Annotated in this window: 10 protein-coding genes and 1 pseudogene; 5 read left to right on the top strand and 6 right to left on the bottom strand. The window is 68.7% G+C overall.

The genetic code is table 11. The features are described from left to right. Nucleotides 1-338 precede the first annotated feature (338 nt). Nucleotides 339-1,061 (top strand): VOC family protein, encoded by a 723-nt coding sequence (locus OG963_RS38325; protein ID WP_371799924.1) that lies wholly within the window; start codon nucleotides 339-341, stop codon nucleotides 1,059-1,061. Between the two features lie 607 nt (nucleotides 1,062-1,668). Beyond that, nucleotides 1,669-2,316, top strand: coding sequence for a PASTA domain-containing protein (locus tag OG963_RS38320; RefSeq protein ID WP_256223540.1), 648 nt, complete (start codon nucleotides 1,669-1,671; stop codon nucleotides 2,314-2,316). A 148-nt stretch (nucleotides 2,317-2,464) separates the two neighbouring features. Here the strand turns inward: OG963_RS38320 and OG963_RS38315 are convergent, their stop codons facing one another. Genes OG963_RS38315 through OG963_RS38305 form a run of 3 tightly spaced genes read right to left on the bottom strand, consistent with a single transcriptional unit; the run spans nucleotide 2,465 to nucleotide 5,608 of the window. Continuing rightward, nucleotides 2,465-3,391 (bottom strand): carbohydrate ABC transporter permease, encoded by a 927-nt coding sequence (locus tag OG963_RS38315; protein WP_030920939.1) that lies wholly within the window; start codon nucleotides 3,389-3,391, stop codon nucleotides 2,465-2,467. Then, nucleotides 3,388-4,302: a sugar ABC transporter permease gene (locus OG963_RS38310; protein WP_319325750.1), complete on the bottom strand. Its 915-nt coding sequence runs from the start codon at nucleotides 4,300-4,302 to the stop codon at nucleotides 3,388-3,390. The genes OG963_RS38315 and OG963_RS38310 overlap by 4 nt, the downstream gene beginning before the upstream one ends. Nucleotides 4,303-4,318: 16 nt before the next feature. Beyond that, a complete protein-coding gene (locus OG963_RS38305; protein ID WP_371799923.1) occupies nucleotides 4,319-5,608 on the bottom strand; it encodes an ABC transporter substrate-binding protein in 1,290 nt (429 codons plus the stop codon). A gap of 268 nt (nucleotides 5,609-5,876) precedes the next feature. On the opposite strand from OG963_RS38305, the gene OG963_RS38300 reads away from it, so the two are divergent. Continuing rightward, a complete protein-coding gene (locus OG963_RS38300; RefSeq protein WP_371799922.1) occupies nucleotides 5,877-7,922 on the top strand; it encodes an NPCBM/NEW2 domain-containing protein in 2,046 nt (681 codons plus the stop codon). 316 nt (nucleotides 7,923-8,238) lie between these two features. Here OG963_RS38300 and OG963_RS38295 read toward each other — a convergent pair whose 3' ends face one another. Beyond that, the gene (locus tag OG963_RS38295; protein WP_256223539.1) at nucleotides 8,239-9,183 is read right to left on the bottom strand and encodes an alpha/beta fold hydrolase; all 945 of its coding nucleotides are present in this window, start codon (nucleotides 9,181-9,183) and stop codon (nucleotides 8,239-8,241) included. Between the two features lie 26 nt (nucleotides 9,184-9,209). Further along, complete coding sequence (locus OG963_RS38290; RefSeq protein ID WP_319739457.1) at nucleotides 9,210-9,872, bottom strand: DUF4097 family beta strand repeat-containing protein; 663 nt, start codon at nucleotides 9,870-9,872, stop codon at nucleotides 9,210-9,212. 237 nt (nucleotides 9,873-10,109) lie between these two features. Between OG963_RS38290 and OG963_RS38285 the strand changes: the two are divergent. Then, nucleotides 10,110-10,908: pseudogene (locus OG963_RS38285) on the top strand (helix-turn-helix domain-containing protein). A gap of 310 nt (nucleotides 10,909-11,218) precedes the next feature. Here OG963_RS38285 and OG963_RS38280 read toward each other — a convergent pair. After that, nucleotides 11,219-12,184 carry an ROK family protein gene (locus tag OG963_RS38280; RefSeq protein ID WP_030935775.1) on the bottom strand — a complete coding sequence of 322 codons (966 nt, stop codon included), beginning with the start codon at nucleotides 12,182-12,184 and terminating at the stop codon, nucleotides 11,219-11,221. A gap of 183 nt (nucleotides 12,185-12,367) precedes the next feature. On the opposite strand from OG963_RS38280, the gene OG963_RS38275 reads away from it, so the two are divergent. After that, entirely contained in the window at nucleotides 12,368-13,396 is a 1,029-nt protein-coding gene (locus OG963_RS38275; protein ID WP_093778808.1) for a LacI family DNA-binding transcriptional regulator, read from the top strand. The last annotated feature ends 81 nt before the right edge of the window (nucleotides 13,397-13,477 follow it).

Here is a 13,477-nt window from a genome sequence, read left to right as displayed (position 1 = left end):
CTGGAGCAGCAGGAGGACCACGAGCATGTCGTTCAGCTACGGCCAGGTGGCGAGTGACGCTGGGGGTGGTTCCGGGCTGTCGTGTCCCCTCACCGATCGTCACATTGGGCTGAACGGGTGATGTCGGCGCGAAGGCGGGTGCCACCCCGGCATGACGGACCGGCTCGGCCGGTGCCGTGGACGACGGTGCCGTTCCGCACCGTCGTCCCCTTGCAGGGGACAGGACTCTCCCGCGACGGAAACTCGGATGCGAGTACCGCACGGTCACCCCTAGGCTGCGCTGGCCCGGGAGGGCAAGGCGCCGTATCGACCGTCAGTGGATCGGAGATGCACCGGGTATGACCAGTCAACTGTTCGCGATCTGCTTCAACGCGACCCGGCCGTCGGGCCTGGCGCAGTTCTGGTCCGGGGTCCTGGGCTGGGAGTTGGCCGACGGTTCGGACGACGACGTCGCGATCCTGCCCCCTGATGCCGCCGGGTTCCGCATCCGTTTCCTGCCGAGCCAGGAGCCCAAGATCGGCCAGAACCGGGCTCACTTCGACCTGACGAGCAGCTCCCCGGAGGATCAGCAGCAGACGGTGACCAGGGCGCTGGAGTTCGGCGGGAAACACATCGATGTGGGCCAACTCCCTGAAGATGGACATGTGGTGCTCGCCGATCCGGACGGCAACGAGTTCTGCGTCATCGAGGCGGGCAACAAGTTCCTCGCCGACACAGGCTTCATCGGAGCGCTGGCCTGCGACGGTACGCAGGAGGTCGGCTACTTCTGGAGCGAGGCGCTGGGGTGGCCGCTGGTCTGGGACCAGGACCAGGAGACCGCGATCCAGTCGCCGAACGGCGGTACGAAGATCACGTGGGGTGGTCCTCCGGTGGCGCCGAAGACGGGAACGAACAGGCTGTACTTCGAGCTGGCGCTCCCCGCCCACGCCGACCGGCAGGCGGAGGTCGACCGCCTGATCTCGCTCGGCGCGACGTGCACCGACATCGGCGAGGGCGACGGCGGCCGGGTGCTGATGCTCGACCCCGACGGCAACGAGTTCGCCGTACAGAAGCCCCGGTAGCGGGGCTGTTGTCGGATGGACCGTGTTCACAGGCGAACGCCTGCGAAACGCGCAGTCACTCGGCAGCCCACCTTGCAGACAGCGGCGGCCTCGCCGGCGTGGCCGAGCTGTACGACCACAGCCCCGAGCGATACGCAGGGCTGCACACCGGCTGGGCGGACGATGCCGTAGCCGACGGCGACGAGCCGCTGCTCCTTTCGGTACTCCCCGCCCGGAAAGGGACCGAGGCCCGGCCCGCATGTACTGGCGGATCTCACCCAGGCACGGATCGGATGCCGGCTGTGCCGCCCGGTCCATGCGGTCGATGGCGACGGCCGACAGTTCGTAGCAGCCGAGCTTCACGCTGATGTCGTGGCCGGTCCGGTAGGTGGAGGCGAGGGCCTGCCACAGCTCCGTCGACGGGTCGTGCAGCCTGATCCTGCTGTCCGTCGGCCCCGCGCCATGGCACTCCGGGGGCGCGAGGTGCCGACTCTCGACACTTCACGAAGTGTCGTAGTCCACACCCCCTTTGGCCCTCGCGATTCGGTCACAACTCCGTCACCACCGGAGCATCCAGCTCCCATGCACCCAGACGACATCGCTACGGTCATCCCTCCATGAACCGCACTTGGGGGACATCTTGAACACCCGCACCGCCGCCGCTGCCGTGCTCGTCTGCCTCGCGGCTGCTGCTCTCGTCGGCTGCGATCCGGCGACCACGAGCCGGCAGCCCACAACCCCGACCACCGTCGGCGCCATGTCGAAGCAACCGTCGTCCGATGACAAGCCTGCCGAGCGGAAGGCCGTCCCGGACTTCGTCGGTATGGGGCTCCAGTCCGCGCAGGACGCGGCTCAGAAGGCCGGGTTCTACGCCCTGACGTCCCACGACAGTGCCGGCCGGGATCGGCTGCAGGCGTTCGACCGGAACTGGAAGGTCTGCAGCCAGAACCACAAAGCGGGGAAGACCATCCCGCTCGACACCGAGCTGGACTTCGGGACGGTCAAACTCGAGGAGTCGTGCCCGGCCTCGGACCAGAAGGCACCCGCCAAGGCCATCGGCACCATGCCGAACTTCGTGGGGAAGTCCGTCAACACCGCCCGCGGTGCGCTCGACTCCGGCACCTCGATCACGGTGACCGATGCCATGCCCGATGACCGCATCGTGTTCCTGGAAAGCAACTGGCAGGTGTGCACGCAGTCCCCGCGCCCCGGCACGGCGTTGAAGGGACAGCCCGTCGAGTTCACCGCCGTGAAGTACGAGGAGACCTGCCCGTAGGAACAGCTGAGCCCCGCCACCGATCACCCGGTCGGCGGGGCTTCTTCCTGTCGGAACTGGGTCACGACGAGGTTCCGCGAGTGCGGCTCGGCCGTCGCGTCGCCCCTGGTCGGGATGAGCGCATGACCCTGTCTGCGCAGGTCAGGTCCTACCCCTTGCTGGACCCCAGCGTCAGCCCCGCGATGAAGTGGCGCTGGAGCAGCAGGAAGACCACGAGCGTCGGCAGGGCGACGATCACCGAGCCCGCGGCCAGGAGGTTGTAGTCGGTGAAGAACTGCCCGCGAAGGTTGTTGAGGGCCGAGGTGATGGGGAGCTTGTCGCCGTCGGAGACGAAGACCAGTGCCCAGAGGAAGTCGTTGTACATCCAGGTGAACTGAAGTGTGCCGAGCGCGGCGAGAGCCGGGCGGCACAACGGCAGCGTGATCCGCCAGTACTGCGTCCAGACGCCCGCGCCGTCGACGATGGCGGCCTCCAGGATCTCCTGCGGCAGTGTGCGCATGAAGTTGGCGAGGACGAAGACACAGAAGCCGATCTGGAAGCCGATCTGCACGACGACGACGGCCCAGTAGGAGTCGTACATCGTCATCGAGTCGGACATCCAGTACGGCAGCGGGATGCGGTTGAACACCACGTACAGCGGTGTCACGATCACCTGCTGCGGCAGCAGGTTCCCGGCCGTGAAGAGCATCAGCAGGACGATGCCGCCGCGCATCTTCAGCCGGGCCAGCGCGAAGGCCACGAACGAGGCGAGGAAGAGGGTGACGAGCACCCCGGGGACGGCGATGATCATCGTGTTGACGAAGTACTTCGTCATCCCCGAGTCGGTGAACGCCTGCCGGTAGTAGTCGAACGAGAGATGCTTCGGGAGCGAGAAGTAACCGTACTCGGAGGTCTCTTCGTACGGTCGCAGCGAGGCGTACACCGCGAGCAGCAACGGTGCGAGGAACGCGATCGAGACCGCCATCAGGAAGGCGTGCACCCCGAGCCGGCCGGGACGGATTCTGCGGCGCCCGGCCGCGGGCGCCGCGGGCGCGGGCTGCGCGGCGGGGCGGGCGGGGGCGGTGTCGACGGTCATCGGTTCTTCTCCCCTCGGAGCTCCTGGACCAGGTACGTCACGACGAATCCGAGGGAGACGGTCAGCAGGACGACGGCTATGGCGGAGCCGAAGCCGACCCGGCTGGCCTCGCCGATGATGTTGTCGGTGACGAGCACCGAGAGCAGTTCGAGTCCGTTGCGGCCGTGATTGACGGCGTACACGATGTCGAAGGCGCGCAGGGACTCGATGACGGTGATGACGCCGACGATGACGTTGACCGGCCGCAGTGTGGGAAAGACGATGCGGAAGAAGGTCTGGGCCTCGCTCGCCCCGTCGATGGCGGCGGCTTCCTTCAACGAGGGGTCGACGGCCTTGAGCCCGGCGAGGTAGAGGATCATCACATAGCCGGTGTGCCGCCAGGCCGCGGCGAGCAGGACCATCCAGATGTTGAGGTCCGGGTCGCCGAGCCAGTCGGTCGGCGACTTGGTGTCCCCGACGATCGCGTTGAGGGCGCCCTGGTCGCGGGAGAAGACGAGCTGCGCGATGAAGCCGACCACGGCGAGCGACAGCACGACCGGCATGTACAGCGTCGACTGGTAGAAGCGACTGAACCGTACGCCCCGGTCGATGAGTACGGCGAGGAGCAGTCCGAACGGCGTGGCGACGAGGCCGAGGAAGGCGAGCCAGAGCAGGTTGTGCCGGGCGGCGGGCCAGAACTGCGGGTAGTTGGTGAAGAGGTTCGCGTAATTCTGCGTACCGACCCACTTGATGTCGCCGATGCCGTCCCAGCTGGTGAAGGAGAGCACGACGGAGGCGAGGGTCGGGCCCCACACGACGGCGATGTCGAGCAGGACCGGTATACCGAGCAGCAGACCGATGACGACGAGGTCGCGGCCGGAGAATCGCCGCGGGCCCCGTCGTTCGGTTCGCCGGGCCGAGAGGAACGACACGGTCGGTACTCCAGGTTCAGTCGGAGGCGAAGATGGTCTTCTTCTGCCGCTCGATGCCGTTGACCAGACCGTCCACATCGTTCGGGTTGCTGATGAACTGCTGGATGGCCGGGATCATGACGGTCGAGGCGAAGTCCGGCCGGGTGTCGCGGTCCAGGAACTGCGAGATCTGCTTCGCGCCGGAGACGAGCTCCACCGCCTTCTTCTGCAGCGCCGAGTACTGGGAGATGTCCGCCTGGTCGTTGACGGCGATGTTGTTGGGGTCACTCTTGAGGTAGATGTCCTCGGCCTTCCCGGTGGCCAGCCACTTCAGGAGGTCCTTGGCACTCTCCACGCTCTTCTTGTTCTTGAGGTTCTTGGACTTCTTCGCCAGCAGGAAGCCGTCGATGGGAGCCTCGACCGCGTCCTGGCCGTGTTCCGGGTTGATGACCGGGAACGGGAAGAAGTCGATGTCCTCCTGCTCGCCCTTCGGGAACTGGGCACCGGGGTGCGGCAGGCCGAAGACCGCCATGCCGGCTTCCTTCTTCTGCAGGCTGGTCGCGGCCTCCTGCCAGGTGCGGCCGTTGGCGCCCTGCTGGCAGTACGGGAGGAGACGTCGCCAGGTGTCGAAGACCTCCTTGACCCGCTTGTCCGTCCAGGCCGCCTCGCCGGCCATCAGGCTCTTGTGGAACTCGTAGCCGTTGGTCCGCATGTTGATGTAGTCGAAGGTGCCCATCGCGGGCCAGCCGTCCTTGTCGCAGAACGCGATGGGGTCGAGCTTGTCCTTCTTCATCTGCTTGGCCAGCGCCACGTACTCGTCGAGCGTCTTGGGCGCCTGGTAGCCACGGTCGGCGAAGAGGCTCTTACGGTGGAAGACGGCCCACGGGTAGTAGTAGTACGGCGTGAGGTACTGCTTGCCGTCCTCACCGGTGGACTGGGCCTTCAGCGCGTCCGAGAAGCCCTCGTAGTGCTGCCAGTTGTCACTGATGTCGTACAGCAGACCCTTCTTGGCGAAGAACTGCATCCGGTAGCCGGCGAACCACATGAAGACATCGTCCGGATTGCCCTGCAGGTACTTGTTGATGTTCTCCTGGAAGGTGTTGTGGTCAACGGTGTTCACCGCGATCTTGCGGCCACCGGACTGCGCCTCATACGCCTTGAACGCCTCGGCGAACGCCTTCTTCGGAATGGGGTCGGACGAATTCGACCCCATGTGGATCGTCTTGCCGTCACCACCGGGGCCGCTGCCGCATGCGGTGAGCAGCGAAGGCAGCGTGATCGCGCCCGCACCGACTGCCGCACCCCGCAACACACTTCGCCGGGACATCCGATGTCCTGCCACACTGCCCGGCACGCCTGAACTGTCGTACGAAGAGTGCGCCATGACCCCCTCCTCCGGGATGCCAACCCAACACAACCGAACGTGCGCTTGGATCTCACCTCCAAGCCAGGGTGCCGTCAAGGGTTTTGACGAGATACCGAACAACCGTTACCGCTCCCCTTCCAACAGACTTCAACAGGCCCTAACGTAATCGCGCGTCACTGGCGTGCACATGACGTCATCCGATCCGGCACGAGTATGGAGGAACGTAACGATGCGTCATCTTCCAACCCGTACAACCCGCACACGCCACAGAAGAGTCATCGGAGCGCTGGCGGCCGGGCTGCTCTGTACGGCAGGGGCAGCCGCTCCCGCCGTGGCGGACTCACCGGCCCCGGCCGCTGTCACCGCGGCCGCCGCACCGCAGTCCGGAAACGGTCTCGCGCTCACCCCGCCGATGGGGTTCAACAACTGGAACTCGACCCACTGCCGGGCCGAGTTCAACGAGTCGATGGTCAAGGGCATCGCCGACATCTTCGTCGAGAAGGGCCTCAAGGACGCCGGCTACCAGTACGTCAACCTCGACGACTGCTGGGCGAAGCCGCAGCGCGATGCGGACGGCAAGCTCGAGGCCGACCCGGTGCGCTTCCCGAACGGCATCAAGGCCGTCGCGGACTATGTCCACTCCAAGGGGCTCAAGCTCGGCATCTACACCAGCGCCGGCACCAAGACGTGCGACAGCGTCGGCCTGCCGGGCGCGCTGGGCCACGAGTACAGCGATGCGCAGCAGTTCGCGGACTGGGGCGTCGACTATCTCAAGTACGACAACTGCAACAACCAGGGCGTCGATGCGAAGCTGCGCTACACGACCATGCGTGACGCACTGGAGGCCACCGGCCGTCCCATCGTCTACAGCATCTGCGAGTGGGGCGAGAACAAGCCCTGGGAGTGGGCCGCCGACGTCGGCAATCTCTGGCGCACCACGGGCGACATCAGCGACAGCTGGGGCAGCATGCTGTCGATCATGAAGCAGAACCTGCCGCTCGCCTCTGCCGCGGGACCGGGGCACTGGAACGACCCCGACATGCTCGAGGTCGGCAACGGCGGAATGACGGACACCGAGTACCGCACCCACTTCTCCATGTGGTCCGTGATGGCGGCGCCGCTGCTGATCGGCTCCGATCTGCGCAAGGCGACGCCGGAGACCTTCGAGATCCTCTCCAATCGCGAGGTCGTCGCCGTCGATCAGGACCCGCTGGGCAAACAGGGAACTGTGCTCTCCTCCACCGACGGACGGTGGGTCGTCGCCAAGGAGATGCGGGACGGCAGCCGGGTCGTGGCGCTCTTCAACGAGTCCGGCAGCGCTCAGCGCATCACGACGACCGCGAAGGCGGCGGGACTGCCGCAGGCCGCCGCGTACACGATGCGCGACCTGTGGGAGCACGCGACGTACAACACGGCAGGCACCATCTCGGCGACCGTCCCGGCACACGGCACGGTCCTGCTGCGCGTCGCTGCCGACCGCAAGTGGGCCGCCCACCCGCCCGCCGTGGAACTCGGCCTGAACGGAAGCCCGTTGGTGGAAGCGGGTCACATCGCGCCGCTGACGACGACCGTCACCGATCTGGGTCGAACGCCCGCCGAGAAGGTCTCCGCGGCGCTCACCGGCCCGTCGGGCTGGCAGATCAAGCCGCTGTCGCCGACCGGATCCCCGACCGTGCCGACCGGCAAGGCGCTGACCACGCGCTGGCAGGTGACGCCTCCCGCGGGCACGGCCACCGGTACGTACGATCTGACGCTCTCGGCGCAGTACCGCTCACCGGCCGGGACGCGTGTCCGGTCCTCGGTCCCGTTCCAGGCCCATGTGGTGGTGGCGCCACCGGGCGGCAGCAGCTATCTCAGCGATCTGCCGCAGCTCTCCTCCTCCAACGGCTGGGGACCGGTCGAGACGGACACCAGCAACGGTGAGAGCAACGCGGGCGACGGCAATCCGCTGACCATCGGCGGCACGGTCTTCGCCAAGGGGCTCGGGGCGCACGCGCCGAGCACCGTCGAGTTCTACGCGGCCGGTGCGTGCAGCGCCGTGACCGCGCAGGTCGGCGTCGACGACGAGAAGGGCGCCAAGGGCACCGTGGCGTTCGAGATCTGGGCGGACGGCACGAAGGTGGCGTCGACCGGTGTGCTGACCAATGCCATGGCCGCGCAGCCGATCACCGCTGATGTGAGCGGCGCGCAGGTGGTGCGTCTGGTGGTCACCGACGGCGGGGACGGCGTCGACTCCGACCACGCGGACTGGGCGGACCTGCGGATGGGGTGCTGAGCAGAACGGGAAATTGAGTCGGGTCGCAAGCTGCGCCCAGGCGGGTGCCGGGCCGGACCTTGTGCCGAGTCCGGGCCTGTCGCCAGGTCCGGACTCGGGTGCGTGGGTCCGGCGCAGGTGCCGGGTCCGGACTCGGGTGCGTAGTCCGGTAAAGGGACCAGGTCCGGTACGAGTGCCGGGCGGGCACAGCGTACGGACCTGGTGTCACGACGGCTCGACGGCGTCCGGTCCGGCCCGGACCGGACGCCGTCGAGCCGGACGTTGATGACGACGGTGGCCAGGACATGTAGTTGTCGTCAGTCCGCCGGTCGCGTCCTCAACGCCCCCCGCGGTCGAGGGCGGCGACCTCGCGTACGGCCTCGGCGATGGCCGGGAAGTCCTTCTTGAGGAGCGCACCGTGGTTGCCGGCGACCTTCGCGCTGATCCGGATGTTCGGGTTGTGAGCGGTCACCGCGTCGAGGCTGGTGCGAATCCGTTCCTGCTCGTCACCGCGGCTCCCGAAGGACGTCCCCGAAGCGACCACGTAGCGCACCGGGACGGTGATGCTGTCCAGCACGGGACCCAGCTCGCGTTCGCGGGAGAGCCTGCCGAGCTCGATGTTGCTGTTCGCCTGCTGTTCGGCGGTCATCCGAGGAGCCAGGCCCGTCGGGCGCAACAGCGGCAGGAACCAGCTCATCCGCCGGAACAGCTTCCGGATCCGCTGCTCCATGGCCTCGTCGAGCCAGTCGTACGGGAACGCGCCGTCGACCAGGACCGCGCCCAAGGCACGCTCCGGATTGCGGCCGGCCCAGTGCGCCCCGACGACCGCTCCGTAGGACCAGCCCACCACCAGCGCCCGGTCCACACCCCTGGCCGCGAGAACCGCATCGACGTCCCGGACGGCTGCCTCGAAGGAATAGTCCGCCGAACGCTTCGATTTGCCGCGCGCCCGCTCGTCGTAGGTGATGTGCCGCCACCCCGTCCCCAGTTCGGCGATGACCCGCCGCCAGTACCCCTGAGTGGCGAACTGGCCATTGAGATAGAGCACAGGGATACCGGGACCTCCGGTGTCGGTGACGGCCAGGGCCGAATCGTCGACCGGCACCATGCCGGTCCACTTCGAACTCGTCGAGGAAGTGCTGTTCTTCGTCATGTGTTCCACCTGGTCGCGTGAGACGGTCTTGTACGACTTCTCCGGGCCCTGCACGTGGATCGCGGGCCCCTCGGGACGGACGGCCGCGCCCTGGGCTACGACCGAGGGGATCTCGATCGCGGTGGGCACGGCCGGGTGGTCCCGGTTCTGCTCCTTCAGAGGCTGCGGGCGGTGATGTCGCCCTGGGAGGTGGTGGCGCGGATGGCGAGCTCGGCGGTGCCGTCGTTCTTGAGGTCGTTGCTGATGCGGCCGTGGTCGGTGCCTGCGTCCAGGGAGGCCGAGACACCGGCGGCGGCGGTGACCGAGATGTCACCGGACCGGGTGTGAAGCACGACCTTGCCGCGCACGGCCTCGGTGATCCGGATGTCGCCCCTTGCGGTGCTGATCTCCGCGGGGCCGCCCAGCCGGCCGACCTCGACGTCACCGTCGAGCGCGGTGATGCGGACGCTCACGGCCTCCTCGATGCCGACCGAACCCTGCGCGCCCTCGAAGGCGACGTCGCCGAGCCGTCCGACGGTCCGGAACTCGGCGCCGGCCGTCTTCGCCTCGATGCGGGAGGCGGTGGGCAGTTGGACGGTCACCTCGACGGATCCGGAGGGGCCGAGGAACTGGTTCTTCGCCGAGGCCTCGATCCGCAGGACGCCGTCGCCGTACGCCACCTCGGTCTGCTCCGCCGCCTTCACGTCGCGACCCTTCGAGGCGTCCGCGGGCAGGACCTCGACGGTGGTGTCGGCCCGGTCGGCGGCGATGAACCGGATGCGTCCCGCGGGGATGTCCAGGACGGCGGAGATCGGGGCGGGGGTGTCGAACTTCTGCATTGTGCTCTCCCGTACTCGTTCGCTGTTTCTGACACCGGAAACGCTACGTTGCTTTCCATGATCCGGCAACATAGTCGTTGCGCAGAATGCGTATCTACACAGCTCAGAACCTCGAAAGTGTTGCAACGGTCTCGCACGTAACGCAACGACCACCACTTCGATCATTGCAATGAATAAGGGCGAACGCTACGGCGAGGGGATCAGGAACCGCCCCGAAGGATGACCGAGGAGATCGCGCTGCCCGGAGGCAGGCTCACCCGGCAGGAACGCCGGCAGATCGCGCTGGGGCCGGCCGACAGCCTCCCCTACGCCGAGTTCGCCCGATGCCTCGGCCGTCCGACCTCGACGGTCGCGCGAGAGGTGATGCGTAACGGCGGCCCGACCACCTACCGCGCCGACCTGGCCCACCGCGCAACCGAACGCCGTGCCCGCCGGCGCAGGCCCGCCTCCTCGCGAGGGCCGGAGTCGCTCCCCCAGCCGCACGGAGGCGACGCCGAGGCCATGGCCGTAGCTGCGCAGGGCGCGGCGCAGCGGGGCGAAGAGGACGTCGCGTACGAGGAGAGGTTCTCCGGCGTCCTCATGGCTTCGGGCCTCACGAGGATGGCGGCCCGGATGCTGATCTGTTCTGTTCACCACCGACGCGGGCAGCCTCACCGCGTCCCGACCCGCCCGGCGTCCCCAGGTCATTCCGGCGTGCGTCTCCAAGGCGATCGCCTACCTGGAGAGCCGGAGCCTCGTCCGCCGGCAACGCGACGAACGCCGCCGCGACCCCCACGTCGTCGACGACGAACTCTTCCACCAGACGACGATCGCCGGCGCCCGATCCGACGACCAGCTCGTCGAAACCGCACTCCGAAACGTCCACGTCCTCGGCCCCCACACCCCCGCCGCCATCCGCCTCGAGAACATCGCCCGCTTCCTCGGATTCATCGGCGAAGGCATCACCCGCGCCGCCGAGCAGGCGCCCGAAGTCCTCCACACCAAAGCCGCAACAACCTCGAACGACACCGCCCGACCAGGTCCGGACCCCGGGTAGCGGGCCGCCTCGGTCGTCACAGCCATGAGACGGAGGCCGGCTGCGTCCCTGGGGAAAGCCGCGTTCCCGGGGAAACACGGGAAGGCTTCACGGGCGTCCGGCCGCCGATACTCCGGCAGTTGCCCCCGGGACCGATGGACGCTCGGCACCGGTTTTCGTTCCGCTGATCCTCAACCCGGGGTCCGTGCACGGCGACGGCATCCGCCCACGGCCGTGATCGTTCTCACCGGTATCCGCTGTACCGAAGGTCCCCAAGGCCGGTCCCGGCACGCGATACGGCAGCCGGACCCGCCCGACCGCTGGCCCGCGTTCATCCGCTCAGCGCCGCCGCGGCTGCCGTCCCGCCGAGCCTGACCGACGTTGCGGCGGCCGCTGCGCCGACCAGGCCGGCGTCCGTGCCCATCACCGCAGGGGCCACCGTGAGCTGCTGCACGAAGGAGAGCGTGGCGTAGCTGCGCAGGGCGCGGCGCAGCGGGGCGAAGAGGACGTCGCCCGCGCCCGCCACTCCCCCGCCGATCACGGCGATGTCGATCTCGACGAGCGTGGCGGTGGCGGCGATTCCGGCGGCCAGTGCCTGGGCGGCGCGCTCGAACGACGCGACGGCGACCGGATGTCCGGCCCGGGCGGCGGCGGCCACCGCGGCGGCCGTGGCGTCGCCGTCCGGGCCGGGCTGCCAGCCACCCTGCAGGGCGCGTCGCGCGATGTTCGGTCCGCTGGCGATCCGCTCGACGCAGCCGCGCGAGCCGCACGGGCACAGGTCGCCGTCCAGATCCACACTGATGTGACCGATGTGACCGGCATTGCCGGTGGGGCCCGGGTGCAGCTTGCCGCCGAGGACCAGGCCACCGCCCACTCCGGTCGACACGACCAGGCACAGCGCGTTGTCGTAGCCGCGGGCCGCACCCAGCCAGTGCTCGGCGGCGGTCATCGCGACCCCGTCGCCGACCAGCTCGACGGGCAGCCCGCCGACGGCCTTCCGTACCCGCTCCACCAGAGGGAAGTCACGCCAGCCGGGAACGTTGACGGGGCTGACCGTACCCGCCGACGCATCCACCGGGCCGGCACTGCCGATGCCGACGGCGGTCGCCCGCCCCCACAGCGGCGAGGCGGTCAGCTCGGCCAGCACATCCGCCACCGCACCCATCACCGTCTCGCCGCTCTCCCGGGCGGGCGTCGGCCGCTGCGCCCGTACGAGAAGCGCGCCGGTGCCGTCCACCAGGGCGCCGGCGATCTTGGTGCCGCCGATGTCGAGCGCGGCGACGAGGTCGGTATGCATCGGTGTGGGCTCCGGATGGGTGAGGGGGTGGACCTGCATCTTCAGTAAATAGTCTGCATAGTCTCCATTCAGCTGACAACGTTGTCCAGGGCCTATGCTCGACGCCACAGCCTCCGGCCCGCTCCGCAGCACCGACTGCGGGCCCGCCGGACAGCCCCGCACCCGACGACAGGACAGCGCACCGTGGCAGAGACCGCCCGTCATCACGAGCCCCGTTACGGCAACCGGCCGACCATGAAGGATGTCGCCGCCCGCGCCGGAGTGGGCCTCAAGACGGTCTCCCGCGTGGTCAACAGCGAGCCCGGCGTCACGCCCGACACGGAGCGCCGGGTGCAGGAAGCGATCGAGGCGCTCGGTTTCCGCCGGAACGACAGCGCGCGGGTGCTCCGCAAGGGCCGTACCGCCTCCATCGGCCTGGTCCTGGAGGATCTCGCCGACCCCTTCTACGGGCCGCTGAGCCGCGCCGTGGAAGAAGTGGCGCGCGCGCACGGAGCCCTGCTCATCAACGGGTCGAGCGCGGAGGACCCGGAGCGCGAGCAGGAGCTCGTGCTCGCGCTGTGCGCCCGCCGGGTGGACGGGCTGATCGTGATCCCGGCCGGTGACGACCACCGCTATCTGGAACCGGAGATAAAGGCGGGCATCGCGACCGTCTTCGTGGACCGCCCGGCCGGGCAGATCGACGCCGACATCGTCCTGTCCGACAGCTTCGGCGGCGCCCGCGAGGGTGTCGCCCACCTGATCGCGCACGGCCACCGCCGAATCGGCTTCATCGGTGACCAGCCCCGTATCCACACCGCCACCGAGCGGTTGCGCGGCTATCACGCCGCGATGGTGGACGCCGGGATCACCGTCCAGGACTCCTGGGTCTCCCTCGGCTCCACCGACCCCTCGCGGGTCCGGGCCGCGGCCGAGGCGATGCTCTCCGGCCCCGAACCCGTCACCGCCCTGTTCGCCGGCAACAACCGTGTGACGGTCACGGCGGTGCGTGTGCTGGCGGACCGGGAACGCCCGGTCGCCCTGGTCGGCTTCGACGACATCGAGCTGGCCGACCTGCTGGGCATCACGGTCATCTCCCAGGACGCCGCGGCCGTGGGCCGGACGGCGGCCGAGCACCTCTTCCGCCGGCTGGACGGCGCGGACGACGCGCCGGCGCGGGTGGAGCTGCCGACCTCACTCATCGCCCGCGGCTCCGGCGAACTGCCGCCTGCCTGAGCCGGGACGCCGACAAGGCTCCGCTCCGCTTCCGGCGGGCGCAGGCGGCACGTCCGCGGACATACGTGCGTAGAGGGCCGA

It is taken from the genome of Streptomyces sp. NBC_01707 (assembly GCF_041438805.1).
GTDB lineage: Bacteria > Actinomycetota > Actinomycetes > Streptomycetales > Streptomycetaceae > Streptomyces.
Note: the sequence above shows the minus strand (reverse complement) of the source record. Positions and strands in the feature narration are given on the sequence as shown.

Excerpts from the sequence above, each read along its gene's own strand:
- OG963_RS38325 (WP_371799924.1), top strand. The coding sequence starts at position 339 with ATGACCAGTCAACTGTTCGCGATCTGCTTCAACGCGACCCGGCCGTCG.
- OG963_RS38315 (WP_030920939.1), bottom strand. The coding sequence starts at position 3,391 with ATGACCGTCGACACCGCCCCCGCCCGCCCCGCCGCGCAGCCCGCGCCC.
- OG963_RS38305 (WP_371799923.1), bottom strand. The coding sequence starts at position 5,608 with ATGTCCCGGCGAAGTGTGTTGCGGGGTGCGGCAGTCGGTGCGGGCGCG.
- OG963_RS38300 (WP_371799922.1), top strand. The coding sequence starts at position 5,877 with ATGCGTCATCTTCCAACCCGTACAACCCGCACACGCCACAGAAGAGTC.
- OG963_RS38290 (WP_319739457.1), bottom strand. The coding sequence starts at position 9,872 with ATGCAGAAGTTCGACACCCCCGCCCCGATCTCCGCCGTCCTGGACATC.
- OG963_RS38280 (WP_030935775.1), bottom strand. The coding sequence starts at position 12,184 with ATGCATACCGACCTCGTCGCCGCGCTCGACATCGGCGGCACCAAGATC.